Below are 25,475 nucleotides of genomic sequence, written 5' to 3'. Positions count from 1 at the left end.
TATCACATTGCAATGTAAAAAGATTTGGTCGAATTATTCATTTATACCTCCTTACTTAATTTTTATCTTTTGGATTTTATTGTTATATTTTTATCGAGGTCAACACATAGTTTCAAGTTATTTATTGTCAGTCTTTGTATTGTTTGTTATCACGATATGGCTAACTAAAATCATCTTACATTCTGATTCCAACGTTGAAAGACATCTTTTTTATGTACATCTTAAACATAGAAGAGTTTATCTCTATTTGAAAATGCTTGTTTGTTTGATAGTTTTATTACCACTTATTATTTTTTCACTAGTCTATCCAATCGTCTTTAATCTTTTCGATACAGCAATTACTGTCAGAGAATTAATTTTAGCAATTGTATTACATATTGCTATTGTATTATTAGCGATATTAATGACTACATTTGTGTTAACTATATGTCATCATGTCAAAAAATTACAATGGCCAATATTATGTTTACTAACTTTTTTAGTCATTTCAGAAGACATCATCAGTCAACAATCGATATATTTCAAATGGCTTAAATGGGTCTTACCGCCAGTATCTCGATTAACATCAGTGATGTCCTTGGAAGATAGTGTCTCCTTATTTTATTTATTTTGTCATGTAATGGTTTATATGATTATATTACTCGTATGTATTAATATTGCTGACGATAAAATAGAAGTCATTTAATCGTCGACGTATAGTTATACTTTTCTAAAGATAGATAATCTGTCACTGCTATAAAATCTTGTTAAAATAAGTTATAATGGTACTGAAAGATAAAGATTGAGGTGTCTAGCATGTGTGGTTTAACTAGTGTTACATTAGGAACTACCAACTTACAACAAACTAAACATTTTATGGTTGATATATTAGGTTTAACTTTTGATAAGCACATTGACCAAGGCATGCGCTTTGGTGATGCTGATTTAAATCCAGGTACTAGAATACATTTTATAGAAGTCCCGGGAGATGAACTTGAAACATCGCATATTGAAAGTATTGGTTTGCGTACACCTTCAGATTTAGGATTAACAGAATATCAAGAAATATTAGATAACCATGGTATTGCTCATACGACGTTGAAAGAATTAAATGGCAATCAGTACTTTAGTTTTGAAGATTATAATAATCATGTCATTTCGATTTATTCCAATGAAAATAACTCTGGAGTAGGTCTTGGCATGCCATCTATCAATAGCACTGTTAATCCTTTACATCAAGTTCAAGGACTGGGTCCTGTTATTTTAAAAGTTAATGATGTGACTACAACGAGTCAAATTTTAAGTCGTATTTTTGGCTTAGAGTTATTTGCAGAGTACATGCCTTATGAAGATGCTAATTATTATGTGCAAGTATTTAATATCGGTACAGGCGGACTCGGTGGTGAAATACATTTATGTCAAGCTAATCCAACCATACAGTTACCTGATTATGGCGTCGTCGATCAAATAGAATTTTCAACGCAAGATCAGGCACAATTTAATGAAGTTATGTCAAAATTAAACCAAATAGAATTACCATATGAAACGTTACAACAAGATGATTTTGAATCGATACGAATTACTGAGAATAGTGGTCTATCGTTTATATATACATTACAATATTAATTATAATTAGGGAGACAGATAGTATGTTACACGAAACATGGAAAGACAAGGAACCAATTAAAAAAGTAGAAGTTACCAATACAGATGCTAAAAAATTTACAGTATCTGATATGCTAACAGTTGGTAAACAATATGATGTCATTAATGAAACAGAAGAGTATTATCAAATTATAGATAATTCTGGACTTGTTGGTGGCTACTATAAGGACTACTTTAAAGAAGTTTAATATCATATTAAACATTTATAAATAAGAATAGAATAGTTAAACTAAGGCAATTGACGTCATTCAATGTCTTAGTTTTTTAATTTAGGTGAAGGAGATAGGACTAATGGCAATAAAACAATATCAAAATTCAGATCAAACAGTATTTAATGATGCCAAAGCGTTATTTGATTTAAATAAAAATATACTATTAAAAGGGCCCACTGGGTCTGGTAAGACTAAACTTGCTGAAACTTTAAGTGATGTAGTTAATATTCCTATGCATCAAGTTAACTGTTCAGTAGATTTAGATACCGAAAGTTTACTAGGCTTTAAAACAATTAAGACTAACTCGCAAGGTCAACAAGAAATTGTCTTTGTAGATGGCCCTGTCATTAAGGCAATGAAAGAAGGGCATATTCTTTATATTGATGAAATTAATATGGCTAAACCAGAAACTTTGCCAGTACTTAATGGTGTGTTAGACTATCGTCGACAAATTACAAACCCATATACTGGTGAAGTAATAAAAGCCGTACCTGGTTTTAATGTGATTGCTGCTATTAATGAAGGTTATGTTGGTACCTTACCTATGAATGAAGCACTTAAAAACCGCTTTGTAGTAATTCATGTAGATTATATAGATGGTGACATTTTAAAAGAAGTCATTAAAGAACAAAGTTTATTGCAAGATGATACTAAAATAGAACAAATTATCAAATTTAATGAAGATTTACGCACTATGTCACAGCAAGGACAAATTTCTGAAGAAGCAGCTAGTATTCGTGCACTACTTGATTTATGTGACTTGTTAACAGTTATGCCAGTGGAACGTGCAATAAAACGTACGATTATTGATAAATTAGAAGATGAACGTGAGCAACAAGCAATTATTAATGCAGTTGAATTAAACTTTTAAAGAGGGATAAATGATGAGTGATCGTTTCATAAAATTTAATGACGAACAACTTGATGCTAAGCAAGTGATGATGTTACAAGATTTAGCACGCTTACTTTTAAAAAATGAACAAACGCAAGTGAAGATTCAAAAATTCCCTTTTTATAATCCACTTCAAAATGTACTCATTACAAGTTGGTTTTGGTCACATCGACCTAAGCATATAGAGCAAGCAGGCTTAAAAACTGATGTTATGCTAGCTGCTTATGGCTATCAATTAATGGATGTTGATATTGTGAATGAAGTTGTTCATGACAGACAATTTGAACATACGAAGTTTTATCAACAACTTTTTAAACTATTAGAGGACATGAGAGTCTTTAATAAGATTAAAAGTCAACGTCCCAATACAGCTAAATATATAGACTTACGTTTAAACACACGAATTGCATATACTGAATCGCAAATAAAAGTTTATCAAACTAAAACGCAGTATACTGATTTATTATTTTTATATTTGGAAAAAGCTTTTTTAAGTCAGAATTTCTTTGATATACCTACCATTCATCCTAAACTAGATGACATTTTAGTTAATATGTATTTATACTTACCTAATTTTTTCTACAATGAGAATTCTGAAGACAACATGTATTTAGCACAACGTGTCATGTTCCAAATTGATCATATATTACAAGAAGATATGTTGAATGAATATTATTATTTACCAAGAACAGTCTATGAACAAATTGCAGAGCAACAATTTGAAGATTTAACAAGAACGGATGCGAGTCAAGTCGATGGCAAGGATGCTTCTTCTGAAGATGATGAGATTGAAAGTGAACATGCTGAAACTAAATCAGCAGATAGTGAATCACAAGGTGGAGCATATCTTGAAATGGAGCTACATGAAGGTGAAAATAGTGAAACATTAGGTAATGATGAAGCAAGAGAAGGCGATTCAACTGATGATATGACTGATATGATGACTAAAAAGGGTAAAGGCTCTCAAAATGATATACTAGATGATAAAGAAGGTGGCGCTACAGGACAAAATAGTGCCTTTCAATTAGATGGTATTAACAAAAATGTTGCTATTGAGTGGCAAATTCCACAAATTGAACCACAATACATTAGTGAATATCAAGACGTACGCAGTGAAGTGCAATTTGAGATTAAAGATTTAATTCAAATTATTAAAAAAACCATTGAACGCGAACATCAAGATGCTCGATATAATCTATCAAAGGGTCGTTTGCAAAAAGATTTAATTAATTGGTTTATTGATGACCAATATAAACTATTCTACAAAGAGCAAGATTTAAGTAAGTCCTTTGATGCTACCTTTACATTATTAATTGATGCTTCTGCTAGTATGCATGATAAAATGACTGAAACGATTAAAGGTGTTGTTTTATTCCATGAGACATTGAAATCATTAAATATTAAGCATGAAATATTAGCCTTTAGTGAAGATGCCTTTGATGCGGATGAAAACGTGCAACCCAATATAATGAGTGAAATTATTAACTATGATTACTCAATACTAGATAAAGATGGTCCTAGAATAATGGCATTAGAGCCACAAGATGATAATCGTGATGGTGTAGCAATACGAATAGCTAGTGAACGTTTAATTCGACGACATCATCATCAACGATTTTTAATTGTCTTTTCCGATGGGGAACCATCAGCCTTTAATTATAGTCAAGATGGTATTATTGATACGTATGAAGCAGTAGAAATGGCACGCAAATTTGGCATAGAAGTATTTAATGTCTTTTTAAGTCAAGAACCGATAACTGAAGACATAGAGCAAACGATTCATAATATATATGGACAATATGCTCTTTTTGTTGAAGGTGTTGAAAATTTACCTGCACATTTATCACCATTATTGAAAAAGCTATTACTAAAATCTTTATAGTTTAATGAAGATGGTCAGGTAGTACTTTATACCTATTAAGAATGTTAATTAAATATAAAATATTAAAAAAATCGAGATGATCACAACTAAAAAGTGAAAATCTCGATTTTTTATGAAGTTTTTTTCAACATTTAAATTGTAATATTGATGTGATTATTCTCGTTTCATAGTTATCAAATGTTGCTTTAAGTCGTTTTCTAAATGTTGTAGTTCTTGCTCAGCTTGTTGGCGATTTTCTCGACCTTGTTGCTGAATTTGTAATGTCTGTTCAATCGTATCAATAATATCTTGTTGTGTTGTTTTTAAAGTTTCTATATCAACAATGCCACGTTCATTTTCAGTGGCTGTTTCCAGCGCATTTTGTTTTAACATAGCAGCATTTGTTGTAAGTAAGTCATTCGTTGTATCAGTAACAGCACGCTGTGCCGCAACAGCATTTCGTTGTCTCATGAGTGTTAAAGCGATAGCCATTTGATTTTTCCACAGAGGAATACTTGTTAAAATAGAACTTTGAATCTTTTCGGCTAATGCTTGATCAACATTTTGAATCATTCTAATTTGTGGTGCTGTTTGAATCGCAATTTGTCGAGATAGCTGTAAATCATAAATACGTTTATCTAAGCGATCAATAAACTGTTCCATATCAGCAAGTCGTTGCACTTCCATTTGATTTGAGGTTTGTTGTATGTCAGCTTGTAGTTTTGGTAGATCTTGTTGAAGTAACTGATTCTTTTTTTGCTGTGCAGCAATGATATACAATGTTAAATCATCAAAATAAACTTTATTCTTATCATATAGTTGATTTAACAATTCTATATCTTTACTTAAATGATCTTGATGTTGTTGTAATTGAATCGTTATTCGATCTATTTGTGCGCTTACTGATTGCATTCTTGAAAAGATTTCATTTACAGACGCTTTGGCTCTAGTAAATAATTTTTTGAATTTTGATTGCTTATCCGGATTTAAATCATTAGGATTTACAGTTTTTAATTTAGCCATTAAGTGACTTAAAGTATCACCGACAGGACCAACATTTTTAGTTTGAACATCGTCTAGCATTTGATGAGAAAAATGCGACATATGTTGTTGTAATTGTGCACCATAAGATAATAAACTATCATGGTCTAAAGTTTCAATTTGTTGACTCAATTGATCAACTTTTTGTTGTTCTTCAATAGACAGTTGTTGTTTATCATAACTATCTGTTGTTAATTGCTGTTGGTTATTGTTGAGCAAATCATCAAGAGGATGCGTCTTTGTATGCTTGTCATTATTTAACATCATTAATCCTCCATATTTTATTTATTGTCTTTATGTTGTTGTTGTCTTAATCTGTTTAATTCAATTTCTACATCTAATCTTTGAAAGTCGTCTTCGTTTAATCTTCTTAGATCTGCTAGCAAAGTTCGCTTAACTTCATCAAGTGTAATTCTCGTTTGTTCTAATTTTTGTTTGTCGATTTTTGTTTTACGTGGCATTTTAGCTAGACGTGTATATGATTCAACTAAATTTAATGCATTATCTAAATGGGAATAGAAGAACCCTTCAACAATAAAGAACATAGACGGTCTTTGCTTAACAGAAGTATAGATAGAACGAGATATTTGATAAATATCATGTATTTGTTTGAAATCTTTAATTGAGCGTATATTGACATAACTTTTTAAGATACCTCTCAATTTTTGATGTGTTTGATTTAGTTGACTACGTATATAGCGATAATCTTTTCTAGTTAATCCGACTTCATTCAAATATTTACGTGATGTCAGCTTTTGTATAGGTAAATAGCTTGCAATAAAACCTAGCACACCAATGCTTATATCAATTAAAAAAGTAACATCTAGAGCAACTGCACCTATAATCCATGTGATGATGGCGATAGGTATACCTACTAATACACCCAATATATGAGAAATTGTATATCTCATTGTCATCTTCCTTTATATAGCGTTTTATATCGTTCTGAAATCATTTAATGAACTATCTATTTCTAACTCATCAATTTCGTGATGAGTTACATGTGATGCTGGCGAAGCACCTTCAATAACGCTATTTATAAATTGATTTAAATTATCTTTCTTACCTTGAGCATATATTTCTACATAATCATTTACATTTTGTACTGTTCCTACAATATTATATTTAAATGCAAGTCTTTGAGTATAGAATCGGAATCCGACTCCTTGTACTGTTCCAAATACTTTAACATGTTTACGTTCCATAAAATCACCCCATACTGTTATTATACGTAGTTTTCAGCTAAAAAACTAATAATTACTATGCGAAAAACAAGTACTATATCAAGACACTTGGCTTGATTTTCAATAGTAAAATATATGACAATAAAGATATAGTTTTATGTGTCGAAAGGGGTCTTTGGTATGTGGACAGTTGCTAAGATTAGAGCCGATTATGAGGGATGGTGGTTGTTCAGTGACTGGCCAGATAATATAGTTGAACAATTTGATTATCAAACATTCGATGAAATGATTGAAAATTATCAACAATTAATTAATAAATGTAAAGTGGATTTTGATAATTATATTACAGGTAAATATAATATTTATGCATTTTATAATAATTGTGATTTAAATTTTTGTGAAGATTGTGAAGAAGACTTACAAATATTTTATAGTTTTATAGTATTACAAGATAATGAAGTTTATTATAAACTTCCAATAGTTGATTAAGTGCTAATTTTTGATTATTATATTGCAATTTAGCAGTAAATCATCTATAATAATAGTTAAGCAGATGTTTTATTCCATATTGCAAAGAATATTTGATATATATTACATGTATTTTTTGTAATATGCGAATAAGCATATTGAATGAATTTTAGTCTTGGAGGTTTCAGAATATGAAACAAGGTACAGTTAAATGGTTTAACGCTGAAAAAGGATTCGGCTTTATCGAAGTTGAAGGAGAAAATGATGTATTCGTACATTTTTCAGCAATTAACCAAGATGGTTACAAATCATTAGAAGAAGGTCAGGCAGTTGAGTTTGAAGTAGTTGAAGGCGATCGCGGTCCTCAAGCTGCAAACGTTGTAAAACTTTAATCTTTTGATATATAATCATTGATTAACTAACACCTTACCAAGATGTAAGGTGTTTTTAATATGCTTATTTTATGAGTAACATAGAAGAGCCTCTCAATTGTGAGAGGCTCTTTTTGTGCTTGAAATAATTATAATATAGTACTTATAATATAATTATAAAATAGAGTGTGCTTGGAATTATGAGGTGATTACTATTGATATATATTCTTATTAGTCTAGTTCTTAATTTAATATTTTATGGTATTTTATCGGTAGTTGGTTTGAAATTAAATGTGTTGTTAATATTCATATTTATTTTAACGATACCTATTTTAATAGCAGCTTACTTTTACTTTAAAACTACTAACAATAAATTGTATATTTTTACTAATATTATGTTTCTAGATTTATACTATTATATGTTTAATCTTCATCTCATAGACACACCACAATACCACAAGCACTTTAATGATACATTAAATCATTTAAAAGATGATAATATTACATTAAGCCAATATAATTTTAATTTTAATGATGTTGTTTTTTTAACTATTTATATGATAATTATCTTTATCATTCTGTCTTACTATAAAAAGCATAAAATTAAAAAGTGACATTGTAACTAGCAGGGGAGTTTTAAAGATGTATTAGGAGAAACATTTATAATTATATATAAATAATATATAATTGAGTAAAGGCATTTAAAAGAAAGGCGCGTCAACCATGGAAAGTATTTTTAAATTGTTACATCTTCAAATACGACGCTTTTATTTTGGCTGGCGTGGTAAACGAATCAAATGGTAAAATCCATTTTGATTTCTAAAACTAAAGTATTAATTTTAATTCTTTTAGATTTTGAAATCTCTATTAATGAAAATATGAAAGAACAATCACAGCTAATTTTTATTGCACTATTTAATTTTGCTATTCTATCTATTGTAGCAATTATTAAGAAAAGGGAATTATATATATGTTAAAGTTACAGAATATTTCGAAAAAATACCACCAAAATCAAACTCTCATTTTAAATAATATCAATTTAGAATTGAATAAAGGGGACATTGTTGGCCTAATTGGTAAAAATGGGGCAGGTAAAACAACTTTAATGAAAATCATTGCGAAATGTCAAAAGCCAACCACAGGTGAAATTTATTATGATAATACTAATATTAATGACGAAGATAATTTGTTAACTGAATTTGGTTTTATGATTAATCAAATTTATTATCCAAATTTTACTTCTCGGCAAAATTTACTATTTTATTTAACAGTAAATAACTTAAATAAGTTTATCCCGAAAATAACTGAGATTTTGAAATTTGTTGGATTAGCTGATGACAATAAAAAAGTTAAGCATTTTTCTTTTGGTATGAAACAACGTCTATGCTTAGCTATAGCTTTAATTACTGAACCTAAAATTGCTGTTTTAGATGAACCATTCATTGGACTAGATCCTAAAGGAATCGAACAACTTATTAAATTATTGCAAGACTATGCATCTAAATATGCGGCCACTTTTTTGATTTCTAGTCATCAACTAAATGAATTAAGCCAAATATGTAATCGTTTAGTATTATTAGAAAATGGTGAAATAAAAGAATTAACAAAATATGACTATTTAGATAGACTGCGTATAATATATTTACAACAAATTGACAATAGAGAAGAACTAATGAGTAAGTTTAATTTTATTATAGCTATTAATCATAATTCTATTGAAATAATAAATGAAAATAATAATTTTCAACTCATAAATCAAGAAATTTCTCCTCATAATACTTTAATTACAGTAGAAAATATTGATAATCAATTATCTTCTTATTTCCAATAAAGTGGTGAGCAAATGTTTAAACAAATCTTAAATTATACTTTTAAATTAAAGACTACTTTCTTTTTAATTGTTATTAGTTTTTATCCATTACTTATATTTATAAGCGATTTATTAGGAAGTAATTTTATAGCTTTAGAATCAGATCAACCTTCAAGTGTCAATTTTTTGGAATTATTATTGGCTGTCTATGATACACAATTAAAAATGGTTTTACCACTTTTATTATTTGGGATGATAACGTGTCAACTATATTATGATGAGATATCCTCGGGACGTTTATTATTTTTTAAAGACCAAAATAGAGCTAAAATTTTCAACCAAAAACTTTGTTCTATAGTACTAACTTTTGTATTGACGTTAATTGGAATCTCTATAGCTACTACGATTGTTTATTTATTCTATGCGAATAAACATTCATACTCTTCGCATTCTATATTACTAGGTGATAAACTATACGATTCATTGACGATTTTACAATTAGTAGCAACTATACTAACAGTATTGATTCTTGTGTTTTTAGGTGTTATGGTATCCACCAAATTTAATAATAGTATAACAATTGTTGTTATTATTTTAGCATTTGTTTTTGATAGAGTGACAAGTGCAACTAATAAATTTCACTTTTTACCGTCTCATTTCACAAAGATAGATAGCGTTGCTGATTTCAACCATCAACTGTTATTAATGATTATTCTGACTATAGTATATATAGCTGTATTTTATACAGTTGCTTTAATATCGTTTAAAAGAACACAATATTAAAATAAAAATAAAGCCATACCTTACTACAATAAGCTTTAAACTTTGACTTATAGTAATAAGATATGGTTTTTTTATTTATAAGTGGCTAAGTTGATTATAAAATCCACCACTAATTAAAATGGGAGTGCTAATTGTAAAAATTAAAAGGTTAAAATTAAAGATTATTTATCGCAAATTATTTTACTTTTAAAATGAATGTGAAATATATTTCTACAACACTTATTTAGTATCATTAATAATGAGCTGTCTTAACGATTGGCGTTTTATGACTTCACGTGCTTTGCCATCTTTTAAGAAGAAAACTGAAGGTTTCTGCATTTGATTATAATTTGAAGCCATAGAATAGTGATATGCTCCTGTAGATAATATAGCTAAATAATCGCCACGTTTAACAGAAGAAGGTAATTTAGCATCTTTAATAATAATATCCCCAGATTCGCACAACTTACCAGCAATAGTTACTGTATCGTTGGCTTCTTCATGTCGATTAACAAGTAATGCTTCATATTGTGCGCCATATAAGGCTGTTCTGATATGATCACTCATGCCACCATCTATAGAAACATATTTATTAACATTTGGAATATCCTTGATCGTACCTACTTCATATAAAGTAACACCAGCTTCACCAACAATTGAACGACCTGGTTCTATGCCAATTTCAGGTAGGGGGTAACTTAATTCATGTGCTATAGTTTTAATTGCTGTAGTAATTTCTGCGATACCCTCTTCGATTGGAAAGCTTTGATCACCATCAACATATTTGATGCCGAAACCACCACCAAGATTTAAAAGCTCCACTTCAATTTGTTGTTCTTTTAACCAGTTTAAGACAATTTTAGCTGTTTCAATCATTGCTTCTGTGCCTTCAATTTGTGAACCAATATGGAAATGAATTCCTTTTAAATAGAGATGATTACTTTGTGTAATCTTGTCAATAGCTTGATCAGCTAAACCATATCGAATAGATAAACCGAATTTACTATCTTCTTGTCCAGTTTGAATAAATTCATGGGTATGTGCTTCAACACCTGGATTAACACGTAGAACGACATTTACTGTGTCGTTGGCATATTTATCGATTAAGTCAATTTCTTCAAGTGAGTCAATAACAAAGTAGCCAATACCACTTTCCAACGCATATCTAATTTCTTGTTTAGACTTGTTGTTACCATGAAAGTGAATTTTTTTAGCGTCGAATCCAGCTTCTAAAGCTGTATATAGTTCTCCTTCTGACACAACATCCAATTGCAAATCTTCTTCTGCAACAAGTTTAACCATCTGTAGACATGTAAATGCCTTGGAAGCATAGGAAATGTTATATGCTAAGCCACTTTCCTTAAAAGCACGATGGTAACGTCGCATTTGCTCTCTAATTTGATTTTCATCATATACAATTGTAGGTGTACCAAAACTTTGAGCAATTGTTTTTAGACTCATGTCATTCATCGTTAGTTCGCCTGAAGCGTTATATTTTACAGTCATTAGAAATACTCCTTTTGTAAAGAATCATGATTCATTGCACTTAATTGTTCTGAATTTGCACCAACACCCTTAAAGGTAAACTCATCGATGCGCATATCATTATTATATAATATTACTTCATCTTGTGCTTGCACTGAGTCATCAACTTCAACAAACATATGACTCATCATCAATGCTCGAATAGGAAAGCGTTGATTATTTATTATCACTTCATGTTGAGCACGACTTCTTAAAATACCATCCCCATAACCTATATCAACTACAGCAAGTTTTGTATGGTTTCTAGTTGCTTCAAAGGCAAAACTATACCCACAATAATCACCTTGTTGTACTTCGCGTACTTGGATAACATTTGCTTTTACTGTTAAAGATTGGATAATATCATTGTTGTTTAAGGAACTATATGGTCTAGAACCATATAAAGCAATACCCACTCTTGCATGTGTATGATAGGGCAGTACTACTTGACCTTCACGATAAAAACTAGCACTATTTTGAGCGTGGATCATATCGAAATGATGACCTTCGTCTAATAAAGTATTTAAGACATTAAGCCATTGTTTACGCTCAATGTCATAATCAGGTACATCAAATTCGTCAGCATAGCCAAAATGAGTCCAAATACCACTAATAATCATTTTCGGCTCATTATTGTTACTATGATCTGTCAAGACTTCTTTAATTTCTGCCAGAGTTTTAAAACCAGAACGATGTAGTAAATTTTCAAATTCTAAATGTACACGTATACCTGCCAAATGATGTTTATTCTCATAGTAATAGCTTAGAGAAGGTAACGTCATCTGAATGTCATTATCTCTAATAGCATCGAAGTCATAAACAGCATTCATTAAAAAAATAGTGGCATCTGGTGCAAGTTGACGAATTTGTATTGCTTCCGGTAATGATGTTGTGCTAAATGTTGTAATACCAGCTTGCAAAAATTGATCTACAGCAAATGCTAAACCATAATGGTAAGCATTATTTTTTACAACTGCCATAATGGGTTGATTATTTTTAACTTTTACAGCATTTTGTTGAAATATATCTGTATTAACTGACCATGTTGCTGTCAAAACATTACACCTCTTTATAATTTTTCAAAATATTTTCATAGTAATTCGCCACATCAATTAACACGTGTTCATCAAAATTCAAATGAGATGTGTGCAAACCTGTGACAAACCCTTTATCTTTGTTACGTGTTCCCATAAAAACAAAGTAAGCAGGGGCTAATTGTTGGCCATAAAAGCTAAAATCTTCCCCGAATAAAAATGGTGTTGGTTTGTCGATAACCTTTAAATCGGCCTCTATTAAAGCTTGTTCAACTTGTGCACGCAATTTAGGACTATTCATTGTTGGAGGATAACCTTCAGCAAATTTCACTTCACAATCAACATTAAATAATAATTTAACACTTTTAGCTATTTTTATCATTTGTTGCTTAACAGTTGTTAAATCATCAATATCATAGGTGCGAATAGTACCTTCTAAATAACCATTACTAGGAACTGTATTAATTGCTTCACCAGCTTCAAAATGACCAATATGAACAATGTTACGCTTTAAGCCATTAAGATGAAATTGTTGTATTTGAGATATTTGTACGAGTGCATGTTGTAGTGCTTCACCACATGAATGACCTTGTTCTTTATCTGCAACATGGCTAGATAAACCATTAAAATAAAAACGATACTCTGTGGCGCTTGCAGTAATTTCTTCATCCCTAATTACAGCACCACCTTCATCAGCGAAAGGATTAACGTGTATACCGAAGACAGCTTCAATAGGGTGTTTATCAAAGGCACCAGCTTTGATTAGACGATTAGCACCACCGCCAGTTTCTTCAGCAGGTTGGAAAATAAACACCACATTTTGAGGAAGTTTACCGTTATCAGCTAAATCTTTACAGCGTTTTACGAACAACATTAATGCTGTTGTGTGACCATCATGTCCACACGCATGCATAACATTGTCTGTTTGACTTCGGTAGGGTACGTCGTTTTCTTCAAAAATAGGAAGGGCATCAATATCAGCTCTAAAAGCTAAAGTATGAGATCCATTACCTTCAAGATAAGCTATCACACCTGTTTCAAGTGGACAGTCATATGTAATATTGAGGTCATCTAAAAATTGCTTAATATATGTTGTTGTTTCAAATTCATGCAAACTTAACTCTGGATGTTGGTGAAGATGGCGTCTGTGCTGTGTTACAAATTCTATTTCATTCATATTTATCAGCCCTTTGTTCATAAAATATTATATTATTAGTGCAGTATGGTTACATCGTCAAACAAATAGTAAACACTTAATTGTTTAGTTATTATAACTAAGTTGTTACTGTGTCAGTTATTGATATAAAGAAAGGAGTGGGAGAGAAATAATCGATTCAAAATAAATTATTTCGTAGATGCCCGTCTTACACATTTAGAGCTACTTAGATTTTTAATCTTTAGTAGCTCTTATGCAATTGTTGCGCTAGCAATCAATTGTAATCATTTATTATAGATTTTAATCTTTAGTAGCTCTTGCCCAGCTTGCATTGCTTGTAGAAACTGTGAAACAGTTTCTCTATGTTGGGTCCCTTGCCCAGCTTGCACATTTAAAGCTACTTAGATTTACAATCTTTAGTAGCTTTTATACAGTTGAACATATAGTGCAACTGTAATCCTTTTAAAATTTTTCTTTGTTGGGTCCCAATGCAGTTGCACGAATAGTGTCAACTGTAATCCTTAAACTTTTCTAGACGGGTCACTCCCACTCCGGCAAGACTGACTAGTATTATAAATAATTAGTTAATCAATATTTTATAATACAGACAGTTACTGCCAATAGTAACCAATTCTTTATATTCTTTTTTTATGTCATACTCTATTGGAAATGAATGATTTAAACCATATGCTCATTTCGAAATATTAAAAACTAGCAATCAACTTTGACTATGATTTAATCATTTAGTTTTCTTAAAGCTGAAACGATTTCACGTTTTGAATCTTCAACTTCAGAAGTTTGTTTAATTACTTTCGCTGGTGTACCTGCAACTACTGCACCAGCAGGTACATCTTGTGTAACAATAGCACCAGCAGCAACGATGGCACCTTCGCCAACTCTGACACCTTCAAGAATAACAGCATTGGCACCGATAAGAACATTATCTTCAATAACAACTGGTGATGCACTTGGTGGTTCAATAACACCTGCTAATACAGCACCTGCACCTACATGTACATTTTTACCTGTAGTAGCACGACCTCCTAACGTAGCATTCATATCAATCATCGTACCTTCACCAACGACAGCGCCAATATTAATTGTTGCTCCCATCATCACGACAGCACCATCTTCAATAATTGCTTGCTCTCTAATAAAAGCACCTGGTTCAATACGCGCATTCGTATTTGTTAAATCTTTTAATGGAATAGCAGAATTACGACGATCCATTTCAATTTCTACATCTTCAAATTGTTCTTTGTAGTTAGCGTAAAACGGTTTCCATTCATCCGCTTCACAGAATATAATTTTTGAATTTTCAGATCCAAACACTTTAAAAGTCTTAGGGAAGTCGACATGATCAAATTGACCATTGACATAAACTTTTAAAGGTGTTGATTTTTTAGCATCACTTATATATTGAATAATCTCTTCCGCTGTTAAATGTTGTACCATATTGTTAAAGTCTCCTTAATATAAAATTATAAATTATCGAATGTATAAAATCCGTTTGGTTTATTAATCAAGCGTTCGGCAGCTTGAATTGCGCCATTGGCAAAGATATCTTTTGATTGTGCACGATGAGTAATTTGAATTGTTTCATCTGTACCTGCAAATAATACTTCATGTTCACCAACAATAGTACCTCCACGTAGGGAATGAATACCAATATCTTGTGGTTGTCGTTTGTCGTTAATTTCATGTCTATCATATACAGGGTTTGTTTGTTCGCGTAATGACTCGATTACATCATACAGTTTAACTAAAGTGCCACTAGGTGCATCTACTTTTTTGTTATGATGTGCTTCAGTTAATTCAATATCAAAATCTTGTAGTAGAGGTACAGCAGCTTCTAATATTTTAGTTAAAGCATGAACACCATAACTCATATTTGCACTGAAAAATACAGGCATACGTGTTGCTAATTGTTCTAACTTAGTAATGATCTGTTCTTTTTCACCAGTTGTTGCGACAACTAAAGGTAGCGTGAAGTCTTCATCTAATAATGGTAGTAATAAATTGGGATTTGAAAAATCAATCGCTACATCTGCATCAGTAACCTCTGATATATGTTGATAAGTCTTGTAAGGTAAGTCGTTATTATTTTCAGGTGTAATCACACCAACAATTTCATGACCTTTGTCTTCAGCCAAACGTGCAACGCGTTTATTCATCGTTCCATAACCAATTAATAAAATTTTCATTATTGTTCACCTGCTTTAAACGTATCATAAGCTTGTTGTAAGACTGTAGTTTCTGCTTGTTCTAATGGAATCAGAGGTAAGCGTAATTCATAATTACCAAAACCTAGATAGCTAGTTAATGCTTTAATTGGAATTGGATTGACATCCACTGCTAGCGCATTTAATAGTTCATTGATAGGTTCAAATGAAGTTTCGATATTTTGACCATTTTGATGTGCGTCATATAATTTTTGAAATTCTTGTGGAATAACATTTGCAATAACTGAAATAACGCCATTTCCACCTTGTTGATAATATTTAACTACATTATCATCATTGCCACTATATAATGCAAAGTCATCTTGATTAATACGTTGTTGTACTTCATTTAAATAGTCAAAGTCATTCGTTGCATCTTTTAAGGCAACAATATAAGGATTGTGACTTAACGTTTCTACCGTTTCAGGATCTATTGTCATATTCGTTCTAGATGGAACGTTGTACAAGACAACTGGTAATTCTACTGCATTGGCAATCGTTTCAAAATGTTGAATTAAACCACGTTGATTAGTTTTATTATAGTATGGTGTGATTAGCATAATTGCATCAGCACCTAATTGACGTGCACGTACAGAAGATTTAATAGATTTCTCAGTGTCATTTGTTCCAGTTCCAGCTATAACAGGTACTTGTCCATCTACTAAATTTACAACTGTTTCTAATATATGGTCTTTTTCATCATCAGTTAGAGTTGGGCTTTCAGCAGTTGTACCATTAAAGATTATCGCTTTAACATTATTCTCTAATAAAAATGAAACATGTTGTCTTAAATCATCATAATTCACTTCATTATTTGTGAATGGGGTAGCTAATGCTACACCAACGCCCTCGAATAAATGTGTCATATTATTTCTCTCCTTTTAGACTCATTACTTGCTCTAGTACTTGTACTGCATTTAATGCAGCACCTTTTAATAAATTATCTGATGTACACCAAACATGGAAGGTATTATCTAATGAATCATCACGACGAATACGTCCTACAAATACTTCGTCTTTATTAGTAGAATTTATTGCCATAGGATATTCATTATTAGCAGGATTATCGACTAATACTACACGACTATCTTTATCAAACAATGCTTTAATATCTTCGGCAGTTGTTTCTTTGGCAAGCGTAACATCCATTTCAACACTATGGCTATCTTGCACAGGTACACGCGCACATGTTGCAGTTACTTTTAAGTCAGGTTGTTTTAAAATTTTACGTGTTTCATCGATCATTTTTTGTTCTTCTTTGGTATAACCATTGTCAAGAAATACATCAATATGTGGTAATACATTATTATAAATTGGATGTGGATATGCTTCAGGTTCTTTACCATTGGCACCTTCAGTTAAATCTCTCTTACCTTTAATTCCAGATCCAGATACAGCTTGATAAGTAGTATAAGCTACTCGAGTTAAGCCATAAGCTTCTTGTAATACTTTTAATGGTACAACAGATTGAATAGTAGAACAGTTAGGGTTAGCAATAATACCTCTACTAAATGTTGGTTCATTCACTTCTGGTACAATTAAATCTACATCTTCAGTCATACGCCATTGACTAGAATTATCAATTACAATAGCACCGGCTTGTTCAAAAAGGGGAGCAAAATGTTCACTTGTACCACCACCGGCACTCATTAAGACATAATCAAAATGTTCTTGTGCACGATCTTCATTTAATTCTTGAACAACATACGTTTTACCTTGAAAAGAAACTTCTTTACCAGCTGAACGTGGTGATGAAAATAATACTAACTCATCAAATGGAATATTTTTACGATCTAAAGTTTCTAACATTTTAGTTCCTACTAATCCAGTTGCTCCAACTACAGCTAATTTTGTCATAATACAGTCACTCCAATTTGTAATAATAAAAATTTTTAGAATATTTTAATAATAATTTTAACATTAAATATCAAATGCGTCATAAAGTTTTTCTACAGCTATTTCTCCATTTTCAGAATCAATAACGTAAGAAATACTAATTTCTGATGTTGTAGTTTGATAAAATGCGATATTATTGTTTATTAAAGTCATAAACGCTTTTGACGCAACACCTGACATATCTCTCATGCCAGAACCAATTAATGAAATTTTGACGTAATGCTCGTTTATTTTATAGTCTAATGCTTCAAATTGATGTCTCAGATTTTCAAAAATAGTAGAAATTTGATATACATCATTGTCTTTTATCGTAAATGAAAGTTGTAACCCATCATGATTAACGATTTGAGAAATCATATCGACATTAACAGAGCCTTGCTCAAGTTCTGTAAATAATTGAGTTAATAAACGATTATCTGGCAGTGGATAAGTAATCGTTACATGCATCATATGTTTGTCTAACGCTACACCGGTTACTGCTTTCTTTTCTAATAATTCTTTGTTTGACATAATCCAAGTTCCTTTCACATTTGATAAAGTTCTTCCTAAATAAAGGGGGATATTGTAATTTTTCGCTAATTCCACACTACGAGTTTCTAGAACACCTGCACCAAGGGCACTCATTTCCATCATTTCTTCGTATGATACATAAGATAAGCGTTTAGCCTTAGGTAAAATTCTAGGATCTGTAGCATATACACCATCGACGTCGGTATAAATTTCACAAGGGATATCGTTACTTACTGCAATGGCAACTGCGGTCGTATCTGAACCTCCACGGCCAAGTGTTGTAAGTTCGAAATCATCATTAATACCTTGAAATCCAGCTACAACTAAAACATCGTATTGTTCAAATGCATTGTCAAATGTTTGAGGATTAATTTCAGCAATTTTACTTTTAAGATGATGTCCAACTGTTTTAATACCAGCTTGATATCCAGTCATAGCTTTAGCTCCTACACCAATGTCATTTAAGACCATTGATAAATAGGATACAGTTTGTTGTTCACCAGTAGATAAAAGTAGTGCTAATTCTTGATCTTTTGGAGTAGATGTTAATGTTGAAACATTTTCCATTAACAGGTCTGTTGTTTTTCCCATTGCACTAACTACAACTATGAGCTGTTCATTATTTTCAACACGTGTTTTTAGCATTTCAGCTATATTTTTTATTTTGGTAAAATCACTGACGGAAGATCCGCCAAATTTTAAAACACTTCTTGACACTTTTTTGTCCTCCCATTTTTAGAAGAGGGCACACAATAATAAAAAAGAACAAGTTCGGAATGCGAACTTGTTCTAAATTTATATACAAGTGATGCACTCCATTATTTTTGAATAATGACAAACTCTTAGCTCTTAACCAAAAAGTCCAACAAATTATAACTGCTATTATAATCGTTTCGGCATCGCACCCTTTCAGTATTAGCTGTTAGCAGACAGTAATCTAATACTTACTCTTGATTGATGCGCCTCATCAAAATATTATTAAGTTGATATGCATTCATTATACATATGACAATTATGTATGTAAACCGATAATTTAGATTTTTTTAAATAAACAGAAAATTTAGAGCCACTTAGTCACTACGAAGTAGGGGCTTAGTGGCTCTTATGCATTTGATGTAATCAAATGTAAACAAAAAAACAGTCACTACGAAGTAGGGGCTTAGTGGCTCTTATGCATTTGATGCAATCAAATGTAAACAATAAAACAGTCACTACGAAGTAGGGGCTTAGTGGCTCTTATGCATTTGATGTAATCAAATGTAAACAATAAAACAGTCACTACGAAGTAGGGGCTTAGTGGCTCTTATGCATTTGATGTAATCAAATGTAAACAAAAAACAGTCACTACGAAGTAGGGGCTTAGTGGCTCTTATGCATTTGATGCAATCAAATGTAAACAATAAAACAGTCACTACGAAGTAGAGGCTTAGTGGCTCTTATGCATTTGATGCAATCAAATGTAAACAATAAAACAGTCACTACGAAGTAGGGGCTTAGTGGCTCTTATGCATTTGATGTAATCAAATGTAAACAAAAAAACCGTCTGATTTGTAAAATGCTGATCAATCAACGTTTTACAAATCTAGACAGTCTTGCTGGGGATAGGATTACGAAATGAATTTTATTTAAAATTTATTTCTGTCCCAATACCACATAACCAGTCAATTTGACACGGAAGGAGGTTGTTTACCATGTCAATGGTAATTATTAACGTTTTAGGCACGATTATTTCAGGTTGTGCCATTGCTTTTTTCACATATTGGCTTAATGAAAAAAGTAAAAAATAGCAGGTGCTAAAGCCACACAGTTAAATCCCCTCACTACCACCATAGTGAGGGGATTTGTGTTTGCCATGTCAATGGTTATAATGTTATTTTACACCATAATTCTTGATTGTGCAATTTATAAATATAATAATTTTAAAATATTATTTTAAAACGCCAATTTCTTGTAAGTATTCTTCATATGGAACTTCTTTAGATACACTACCTGGTTTATTTAAATCAATGACTCTATTAGCTATTGTATTAATAAATTCAAAGTCATATGAAGTAAATATAATTGATCCTTTGAAAGATTTTAAGCCATCATTAACAGCTGTAATACTTTCTAAATCTAAGTGATTTGTTGGTTCATCTAAAAGTAAAACATTGGCACTAGAAAGCATCATTTTACTTAACATACAACGAACTTTTTCTCCACCAGATAAGACACTTGCTTTTTTCTTAACTTCTTCGCCACTAAATAGCATACGTCCTAAGAAACCGCGTAAGAAAGTTTCAGTTTGTTCATCTTCAGGCGCATATTGTCTTAACCAATCAACTAAGTTCATATCGACACCTTCAAAGAATTCAGAGTTGTCTTTAGGGAAGTAACTTAATGATGTTGTTACACCCCATTTATATGATCCTTCATCGGGTTCCATTTCTCCAGCTAAAATTTTGAGTAAAGTTGTTTTAGCGATTTCACTGTCTCCAACCAAAATAGCTTTATCATTTGGATTCATAGTAAATGAAATATTATCTAAAACTTTTTCACCGTCAATTGTTTTAGATAAATTTTGTACAGTTAATAAATCATTACCAATTTCACGCTCAGGTGTAAATTTAACGTACGGATATCTTCTAGAAGATGGCTGAATATCATCTAATTCTATTTTTTCTAATTGTTTTTTACGGCTTGTTGCTTGTTTAGATTTAGAAGCATTGGCAGAGAAACGAGCGATAAAGTCTTGTAACTCTTTCATTTTCTCTTCTTTTTTCTTATTTTGTTCTTGAGCCATTTTTTGTGCTAATTGACTTGATTGATACCAGAAATCATAGTTACCCACGTATACTTTGATTTTACCAAAATCAAGGTCAGCAATATGTGTACATACATTGTTTAAAAAGTGACGGTCATGGGATACAACAATAACTGTATTATCAAAATTAATTAAGAAGTCTTCTAACCAACTTATTGCAGGAATATCCAAACCGTTTGTCGGTTCATCAAGTAGTAATACGTCTGGATCGCCAAATAAACTTTGTGCTAAAAGAACTTTAATTTTTTGGTTGTTTTCTAATTCAGACATTTTTTTATCATGTAATGATGGATCGATACCAAGACCTGAAAGTAGGTTGGCTGCATCAGCTTCAGCATTCCATCCGTTCATTTCAGCAAATTCGCCTTCAAGTTCAGCAGCACGAATACCATCCTCATCACTGAAATCAGGTTTCATATAAATTTCATCTTTTTCTTTCATGACTTGGTATAATCGTTCATGGCCTTTAATCACGACATCTAATACACGTTCATCTTCATATGCGAAATGATCCTGTTTTAAAACAGCTAAACGTTCATCTTTACCAAGTGATACGTGGCCAGTTTGTGAATCTAATTCTCCAGATAGGATTTTTAAAAATGTAGATTTACCTGCACCATTAGCACCAATTAATCCATAACAATTACCTTCTGTAAATTTAATATTTACATCTTCAAACAGTTTACGATCACCAAAGCGTAAACTAACATCAGTTACTTGTAACATGCATTTTCTCCTTTTTACTATCGATATTCTAACGGATGAATTATATCATAAATTCGCAATAGTTTCGACCTCATATAAGTTGTAATGATAGATTGTCTCAGTCATGTTATAATTATAAAGAATATAAGACCAGAAGGAGAATAACATGGCATTAGATAAAGATATAGTAGGCTCAATTGAGTTTTTAGAAGTCACTGGTTTGCAAGGTTCAACCTATCTATTAAAAGGACCAAATGGCGAACAAGTGAAATTAAATCAATCTGAAATAAATGACGACGATGAATTAGAAGTAGGTGAAGAATATAGTTTCTTCATTTACCCTAACCGTTCAGGTGAATTATTTGCGACACAAAATATGCCTGAGATTACTAAAGATAAATATGATTTTGCTAAAGTATTAAAAACTGATCGTGATGGTGCACGTATTGATGTAGGGTTACCACGTGAAGTATTAGTACCATGGGAAGATTTACCTAAAGTTAAATCATTATGGCCTGTCGCTGGTGATCAAATATTAGTAACACTAAGAATAGATCGTGAAAATCAAATGTTTGGTCGATTAGCGAGTGAATCAATTGTTGATAAAATGTATTCACCAGTACATGATGATCATTTACAAAATGAAATAATAGAAGCTAGACCATATCGTGTATTAAGAATTGGTAGTTTCTTATTAAGTAATGATGGCCATAAAATATTTGTTCATGAATCAGAACGTAAAGCTGAACCTCGTCTAGGTGAACTGGTATCTGTTCGTATTATAGGACATAATGACAAAGGTGAATTAAATGGTTCATTCTTGCCATTAGCACATGAACGTTTAGACGATGATGGTCAGGTAGTTTTTGATTTATTAGTAGAATATGATGGTGAATTACCATTTTGGGATAAATCGAGTCCTGAAGCCATTAAAGAAGTCTTTAACATGAGTAAAGGCTCATTTAAACGAGCAATTGGTCATCTTTATAAACAGAAAATGATTAATATTGAAACTGGTAAAATCACTTTAACTAAAAAAGGTTGGAGTCACGTAGACTCTGAAGAACAATAACAGTTCTTTCAAAATTTAATAATTAAATAACTTAAGACTCTCATTGATTTTAGTGAGGGTCTTTTTTGTATTTCTTCTATTATAAACAATATTTTTAACTATCATAGATGACTTATTAATAGTCATTCATCTTTTTACAAAGTCTTAACAATCCTTTGCTGAATTTTTACATTATCTCAAAACGTAGTTAACATTTGTCGGTTATCATGAAATTGTAAGCAAAACATAGTTATTATTTGAGTTACATAACAGGAGGATTTTTCAATGAAAAAATGGCAAATGGTTGGCTCAACAGTTATCGGAGCTACACTTTTACTTGGCGCATGCGGAGGAGGAAATAGTAATAAAAGTGACCTTCAAGGACAAGCAAAAGGTGACGGATCATCAACTGTTGCTCCCATAGTTGAAAAATTGAATGAAAAATGGGCACAACAAAATCCACAAGCAAAAATTTCAGCAGGACAAGCAGGTACTGGTGCAGGTTTCCAAAAAATCATATCAGGAGATATTGACTTTGCAGATGCTTCAAGACCGATCAAGGATGAAGAGAAACAAAAATTAGCAGCAAAAAATATCAAATATAAAGAATTTAAGGTAGCACAAGATGGTGTAACAGTAGCAGTAAATAAAGACAATGATTTTGTTAATGAACTTGATAAGAAACAATTAAAAGAAATTTACTCAGGTAAAGCTAAAACATGGAAAGATGTAGATAGTAAATGGCCGGATAAGAAAATTAACGCGGTATCTCCAAACTCCAGCCATGGTACGTATGATTTCTTTGAAGATGAAGTAATGAATAAAGAAGATATTAAAGCAGAGAAAAATGCAGATACCAATGCGATTGTATCATCAGTAACAAAAAACAAAGAAGGTATTGGATACTTCGGCTATAATTTCTACGAACAAAATAAAGATAAATTAAAAGAAGTTAAAATTAAAGATGCAAAAGGACAAACGACTGAACCAACAAAAAAATCAATACAAGATAGTAGTTATGTCTTAAGTAGACCACTATATATTTATGTAAATGAAAAAGCATTAAAAGATAATAAAGTAATGTCAAACTTCATGAAATTTATTCTAGAAGATAAAGGTAAGTCAGCTGAAGAAGCAGGATATGTAGCTGCTCCAAGCAAAGATTACCAAACACAATTAGACGATTTGAAAGAGTTGTTAGATAAAGAACAAGCTTCAAAAGATAAAAAATAATATTTTATAGCGCATTATTCAAAATAAAATGATGAAACGTTATCGAGTTTCGATAACTCATAATTAAAAGGTATTGTTGTAATTGGACTTTTAAATGTGAGTATTAAATAATGATTCATCTTTATTATTATATTTATTCAATTGGGAGCTAGAGAAAGAGGTTTGAATATGACTTCATCTACAAATATTAAAACTTTAATTAATGAACATAATAACAAAAAGGGAAAGTATAGCGATAAAATTGTACCTATTATTTTAGCTTTGATTTCAGGAGTTTCAATATTAACGACATTAGGAATTTTATTTACGTTATTAACTGAAACCATTACGTTCTTCACAAGAGTACCTATCAGTGAGTTTTTATTTTCTACAACTTGGAATCCTACTGGCTCTAATCCTCAATTTGGTATTTGGGCACTAATCATTGGAACATTAAAAATTACTTTAGTTGCCACTATTTTCGCTGTACCCATTGGACTTGGTGCTGCAATTTATTTAAGTGAATATGCTAGTGATAAAGCGAGACGTATTATAAAACCCATTTTAGAAATATTGGCAGGTATACCAACTATTGTCTTTGGTTTCTTTGCCTTAACATTTGTAACGCCTATATTAAGAACAATAATTCCAAGTTTAGGTGAATTCAACGCACTAAGTCCTGGATTAGTTGTGGGTGTTATGATAATTCCATTAATTACAAGTCTCAGTGAAGATGCTATGGCATCCGTCCCTAATAAAATTCGTGAAGGTGCGTATGGCTTAGGTGCAACTAAATTTGAAGTTGCTACAAAAGTTGTCTTACCAGCAGCAACATCTGGCATCGTCGCTTCTATTGTTTTAGCCATTTCGAGAGCTATTGGTGAAACTATGATTGTGTCATTAGCAGCAGGTAGTTCGCCAACTTCATCATTAAGTCTAACAACTTCTATACAAACAATGACAGGCTATATCGTTGAAATTGCTACAGGTGACGCAACATTTGGTTCAGATATTTATTACAGTATTTATGCTGTTGGATTCACATTGTTTATTTTTACTTTAGTGATGAATTTACTTTCTCAATGGATAGCGAAACGTTTCAGAGAGGAGTACTAAT

Annotated in this window: 26 protein-coding genes, 1 pseudogene and 1 riboswitch; of the genes and pseudogenes, 15 read left to right on the top strand and 12 right to left on the bottom strand. The window is 31.4% G+C overall.

Annotated elements, in window-relative coordinates; genetic code table 11:
- The first annotated feature begins 265 nt into the window (after positions 1-265).
- From J3R86_RS05600 to J3R86_RS05580, 5 genes are all read left to right on the top strand, one after another.
- On the top strand, positions 266-685 hold the full coding sequence (locus tag J3R86_RS05600; protein WP_207518437.1) for a hypothetical protein: 420 nt from the start codon (positions 266-268) through the stop codon (positions 683-685).
- A gap of 110 nt (positions 686-795) precedes the next feature.
- Positions 796-1,605, top strand: a complete 810-nt coding sequence (locus tag J3R86_RS05595) for a VOC family protein (protein WP_207518436.1) — start codon at positions 796-798, stop codon at positions 1,603-1,605.
- Between the two features lie 23 nt (positions 1,606-1,628).
- Positions 1,629-1,832 (top strand): DUF6501 family protein, encoded by a 204-nt coding sequence (locus tag J3R86_RS05590; protein WP_002464633.1) that lies wholly within the window; start codon positions 1,629-1,631, stop codon positions 1,830-1,832.
- A 103-nt stretch (positions 1,833-1,935) separates the two neighbouring features.
- The gene (locus J3R86_RS05585) at positions 1,936-2,727 is read left to right on the top strand and encodes an ATP-binding protein (protein ID WP_207518435.1); all 792 of its coding nucleotides are present in this window, start codon (positions 1,936-1,938) and stop codon (positions 2,725-2,727) included.
- A gap of 13 nt (positions 2,728-2,740) precedes the next feature.
- Positions 2,741-4,630, top strand: coding sequence for a vWA domain-containing protein (locus tag J3R86_RS05580; RefSeq protein WP_207518434.1), 1,890 nt, complete (start codon positions 2,741-2,743; stop codon positions 4,628-4,630).
- A gap of 153 nt (positions 4,631-4,783) precedes the next feature.
- Here J3R86_RS05580 and J3R86_RS05575 read toward each other — a convergent pair whose 3' ends face one another.
- Genes J3R86_RS05575 through J3R86_RS05565 form a run of 3 tightly spaced genes read right to left on the bottom strand, consistent with a single transcriptional unit; the run spans position 4,784 to position 6,855 of the window.
- On the bottom strand, positions 4,784-5,914 hold the full coding sequence (locus tag J3R86_RS05575; protein ID WP_207518433.1) for a toxic anion resistance protein: 1,131 nt from the start codon (positions 5,912-5,914) through the stop codon (positions 4,784-4,786).
- A 17-nt stretch (positions 5,915-5,931) separates the two neighbouring features.
- Positions 5,932-6,567, bottom strand: a complete 636-nt coding sequence (locus tag J3R86_RS05570) for a 5-bromo-4-chloroindolyl phosphate hydrolysis family protein (RefSeq protein WP_207518432.1) — start codon at positions 6,565-6,567, stop codon at positions 5,932-5,934.
- 18 nt (positions 6,568-6,585) lie between these two features.
- Positions 6,586-6,855, bottom strand: coding sequence for an acylphosphatase (locus tag J3R86_RS05565; RefSeq protein WP_207518431.1), 270 nt, complete (start codon positions 6,853-6,855; stop codon positions 6,586-6,588).
- 159 nt (positions 6,856-7,014) lie between these two features.
- Here J3R86_RS05565 and msaA point away from each other — a divergent pair, with 159 nt between their 5' ends.
- The 6 genes from msaA to J3R86_RS05535 all read left to right on the top strand — a co-directional run bounded on the left by msaA (position 7,015) and on the right by J3R86_RS05535 (position 10,266).
- Positions 7,015-7,323, top strand: a complete 309-nt coding sequence (gene msaA, locus J3R86_RS05560; RefSeq protein ID WP_207518430.1) for a DUF1033 family protein — start codon at positions 7,015-7,017, stop codon at positions 7,321-7,323.
- Between the two features lie 170 nt (positions 7,324-7,493).
- Positions 7,494-7,694: a cold shock protein CspA gene (gene cspA, locus J3R86_RS05555; protein WP_000809131.1), complete on the top strand. Its 201-nt coding sequence runs from the start codon at positions 7,494-7,496 to the stop codon at positions 7,692-7,694.
- Positions 7,695-7,888: 194 nt separating this feature from the next.
- A complete protein-coding gene (locus J3R86_RS05550; protein ID WP_207518429.1) occupies positions 7,889-8,287 on the top strand; it encodes an Msa family membrane protein in 399 nt (132 codons plus the stop codon).
- Positions 8,288-8,470: 183 nt separating this feature from the next.
- Positions 8,471-8,650, top strand: a complete 180-nt coding sequence (locus J3R86_RS05545) for a hypothetical protein (RefSeq protein ID WP_207518428.1) — start codon at positions 8,471-8,473, stop codon at positions 8,648-8,650.
- Positions 8,644-9,504: an ABC transporter ATP-binding protein gene (locus J3R86_RS05540; RefSeq protein WP_207518427.1), complete on the top strand. Its 861-nt coding sequence runs from the start codon at positions 8,644-8,646 to the stop codon at positions 9,502-9,504. The genes J3R86_RS05545 and J3R86_RS05540 overlap by 7 nt, the downstream gene beginning before the upstream one ends.
- Positions 9,505-9,516: 12 nt before the next feature.
- Complete coding sequence (locus J3R86_RS05535) at positions 9,517-10,266, top strand: hypothetical protein (RefSeq protein WP_207518426.1); 750 nt, start codon at positions 9,517-9,519, stop codon at positions 10,264-10,266.
- A gap of 219 nt (positions 10,267-10,485) precedes the next feature.
- Here J3R86_RS05535 and lysA read toward each other — a convergent pair whose 3' ends face one another.
- From lysA to J3R86_RS05495, 8 genes and pseudogenes are all read right to left on the bottom strand, one after another.
- A complete protein-coding gene (gene lysA / locus J3R86_RS05530; protein WP_207518425.1) occupies positions 10,486-11,751 on the bottom strand; it encodes a diaminopimelate decarboxylase in 1,266 nt (421 codons plus the stop codon).
- A pseudogene (locus J3R86_RS05525) lies at positions 11,735-12,824 on the bottom strand (alanine racemase). The gene lysA and the pseudogene J3R86_RS05525 overlap by 17 nt, the downstream one beginning before the upstream one ends.
- A gap of 4 nt (positions 12,825-12,828) precedes the next feature.
- Positions 12,829-13,980 (bottom strand): amidohydrolase, encoded by a 1,152-nt coding sequence (locus tag J3R86_RS05520; RefSeq protein ID WP_207518423.1) that lies wholly within the window; start codon positions 13,978-13,980, stop codon positions 12,829-12,831.
- A gap of 714 nt (positions 13,981-14,694) precedes the next feature.
- On the bottom strand, positions 14,695-15,414 hold the full coding sequence (gene dapD, locus J3R86_RS05515) for a 2,3,4,5-tetrahydropyridine-2,6-dicarboxylate N-acetyltransferase (RefSeq protein ID WP_207518422.1): 720 nt from the start codon (positions 15,412-15,414) through the stop codon (positions 14,695-14,697).
- A 26-nt stretch (positions 15,415-15,440) separates the two neighbouring features.
- The gene (gene dapB, locus J3R86_RS05510) at positions 15,441-16,163 is read right to left on the bottom strand and encodes a 4-hydroxy-tetrahydrodipicolinate reductase (protein WP_207518421.1); all 723 of its coding nucleotides are present in this window, start codon (positions 16,161-16,163) and stop codon (positions 15,441-15,443) included.
- Entirely contained in the window at positions 16,163-17,047 is an 885-nt protein-coding gene (gene dapA / locus J3R86_RS05505; RefSeq protein WP_207518420.1) for a 4-hydroxy-tetrahydrodipicolinate synthase, read from the bottom strand. The genes dapB and dapA overlap by 1 nt, the downstream gene beginning before the upstream one ends.
- A 1-nt stretch (position 17,048) precedes the next feature.
- Complete coding sequence (locus J3R86_RS05500; RefSeq protein ID WP_207518419.1) at positions 17,049-18,038, bottom strand: aspartate-semialdehyde dehydrogenase; 990 nt, start codon at positions 18,036-18,038, stop codon at positions 17,049-17,051.
- Between the two features lie 63 nt (positions 18,039-18,101).
- Positions 18,102-19,304: an aspartate kinase gene (locus tag J3R86_RS05495; RefSeq protein WP_207518418.1), complete on the bottom strand. Its 1,203-nt coding sequence runs from the start codon at positions 19,302-19,304 to the stop codon at positions 18,102-18,104.
- 83 nt (positions 19,305-19,387) lie between these two features.
- Positions 19,388-19,563, bottom strand: a riboswitch (Lysine riboswitch).
- Positions 19,564-20,278: 715 nt separating this feature from the next.
- Here J3R86_RS05495 and J3R86_RS05490 point away from each other — a divergent pair.
- Entirely contained in the window at positions 20,279-20,374 is a 96-nt protein-coding gene (locus tag J3R86_RS05490; RefSeq protein ID WP_002465043.1) for a type I toxin-antitoxin system Fst family toxin, read from the top strand.
- 140 nt (positions 20,375-20,514) lie between these two features.
- Here the strand turns inward: J3R86_RS05490 and J3R86_RS05485 are convergent, their stop codons facing one another.
- A complete protein-coding gene (locus J3R86_RS05485) occupies positions 20,515-22,116 on the bottom strand; it encodes an ABC-F family ATP-binding cassette domain-containing protein (RefSeq protein ID WP_002465042.1) in 1,602 nt (533 codons plus the stop codon).
- Between the two features lie 145 nt (positions 22,117-22,261).
- Between J3R86_RS05485 and cvfB the strand changes: the two genes are divergently transcribed.
- The 3 genes from cvfB (at position 22,262) to pstC (ending at position 25,474) form a co-directional block, all read left to right on the top strand.
- Positions 22,262-23,167: a CvfB family protein gene (gene cvfB / locus J3R86_RS05480; RefSeq protein ID WP_207518417.1), complete on the top strand. Its 906-nt coding sequence runs from the start codon at positions 22,262-22,264 to the stop codon at positions 23,165-23,167.
- A 264-nt stretch (positions 23,168-23,431) separates the two neighbouring features.
- The gene (locus J3R86_RS05475; RefSeq protein ID WP_207518416.1) at positions 23,432-24,379 is read left to right on the top strand and encodes a phosphate ABC transporter substrate-binding protein PstS family protein; all 948 of its coding nucleotides are present in this window, start codon (positions 23,432-23,434) and stop codon (positions 24,377-24,379) included.
- Between the two features lie 168 nt (positions 24,380-24,547).
- Positions 24,548-25,474, top strand: coding sequence for a phosphate ABC transporter permease subunit PstC (gene pstC / locus J3R86_RS05470; protein ID WP_207518415.1), 927 nt, complete (start codon positions 24,548-24,550; stop codon positions 25,472-25,474).
- Position 25,475: the final 1 nt, after the last annotated feature.

The organism is Staphylococcus simiae, assembly GCF_017357005.1.
Taxonomy (GTDB): Bacteria; Bacillota; Bacilli; order Staphylococcales; family Staphylococcaceae; genus Staphylococcus; species Staphylococcus simiae_A.
The sequence above is the reverse complement of the archived record's forward strand: the minus strand, read 5'-3'. Positions and strand labels throughout refer to the sequence as shown.

What these genes read in the sequence shown, in the direction of transcription:
- J3R86_RS05565 (WP_207518431.1), bottom strand. Translation starts at nt 6,855, where the DNA reads ATGGAACGTAAACATGTTAAAGTATTTGGAACAGTACAAGGAGTCGGA.
- pstC (WP_207518415.1), top strand. Translation starts at nt 24,548, where the DNA reads ATGACTTCATCTACAAATATTAAAACTTTAATTAATGAACATAATAAC.
- J3R86_RS05540 (WP_207518427.1), top strand. Translation starts at nt 8,644, where the DNA reads ATGTTAAAGTTACAGAATATTTCGAAAAAATACCACCAAAATCAAACT.
- J3R86_RS05485 (WP_002465042.1), bottom strand. Translation starts at nt 22,116, where the DNA reads ATGTTACAAGTAACTGATGTTAGTTTACGCTTTGGTGATCGTAAACTG.
- J3R86_RS05580 (WP_207518434.1), top strand. Translation starts at nt 2,741, where the DNA reads ATGAGTGATCGTTTCATAAAATTTAATGACGAACAACTTGATGCTAAG.
- J3R86_RS05535 (WP_207518426.1), top strand. Translation starts at nt 9,517, where the DNA reads ATGTTTAAACAAATCTTAAATTATACTTTTAAATTAAAGACTACTTTC.
- J3R86_RS05490 (WP_002465043.1), top strand. Translation starts at nt 20,279, where the DNA reads ATGTCAATGGTAATTATTAACGTTTTAGGCACGATTATTTCAGGTTGT.
- J3R86_RS05570 (WP_207518432.1), bottom strand. Translation starts at nt 6,567, where the DNA reads ATGACAATGAGATATACAATTTCTCATATATTGGGTGTATTAGTAGGT.
- J3R86_RS05500 (WP_207518419.1), bottom strand. Translation starts at nt 18,038, where the DNA reads ATGACAAAATTAGCTGTAGTTGGAGCAACTGGATTAGTAGGAACTAAA.
- J3R86_RS05545 (WP_207518428.1), top strand. Translation starts at nt 8,471, where the DNA reads ATGGTAAAATCCATTTTGATTTCTAAAACTAAAGTATTAATTTTAATT.
- J3R86_RS05590 (WP_002464633.1), top strand. Translation starts at nt 1,629, where the DNA reads ATGTTACACGAAACATGGAAAGACAAGGAACCAATTAAAAAAGTAGAA.
- J3R86_RS05520 (WP_207518423.1), bottom strand. Translation starts at nt 13,980, where the DNA reads ATGAATGAAATAGAATTTGTAACACAGCACAGACGCCATCTTCACCAA.
- dapD (WP_207518422.1), bottom strand. Translation starts at nt 15,414, where the DNA reads ATGGTACAACATTTAACAGCGGAAGAGATTATTCAATATATAAGTGAT.
- cspA (WP_000809131.1), top strand. Translation starts at nt 7,494, where the DNA reads ATGAAACAAGGTACAGTTAAATGGTTTAACGCTGAAAAAGGATTCGGC.
- J3R86_RS05475 (WP_207518416.1), top strand. Translation starts at nt 23,432, where the DNA reads ATGAAAAAATGGCAAATGGTTGGCTCAACAGTTATCGGAGCTACACTT.
- J3R86_RS05595 (WP_207518436.1), top strand. Translation starts at nt 796, where the DNA reads ATGTGTGGTTTAACTAGTGTTACATTAGGAACTACCAACTTACAACAA.
- J3R86_RS05585 (WP_207518435.1), top strand. Translation starts at nt 1,936, where the DNA reads ATGGCAATAAAACAATATCAAAATTCAGATCAAACAGTATTTAATGAT.
- msaA (WP_207518430.1), top strand. Translation starts at nt 7,015, where the DNA reads ATGTGGACAGTTGCTAAGATTAGAGCCGATTATGAGGGATGGTGGTTG.
- lysA (WP_207518425.1), bottom strand. Translation starts at nt 11,751, where the DNA reads ATGACTGTAAAATATAACGCTTCAGGCGAACTAACGATGAATGACATG.
- J3R86_RS05575 (WP_207518433.1), bottom strand. Translation starts at nt 5,914, where the DNA reads ATGTTAAATAATGACAAGCATACAAAGACGCATCCTCTTGATGATTTG.
- dapA (WP_207518420.1), bottom strand. Translation starts at nt 17,047, where the DNA reads ATGACACATTTATTCGAGGGCGTTGGTGTAGCATTAGCTACCCCATTC.
- cvfB (WP_207518417.1), top strand. Translation starts at nt 22,262, where the DNA reads ATGGCATTAGATAAAGATATAGTAGGCTCAATTGAGTTTTTAGAAGTC.
- dapB (WP_207518421.1), bottom strand. Translation starts at nt 16,163, where the DNA reads ATGAAAATTTTATTAATTGGTTATGGAACGATGAATAAACGCGTTGCA.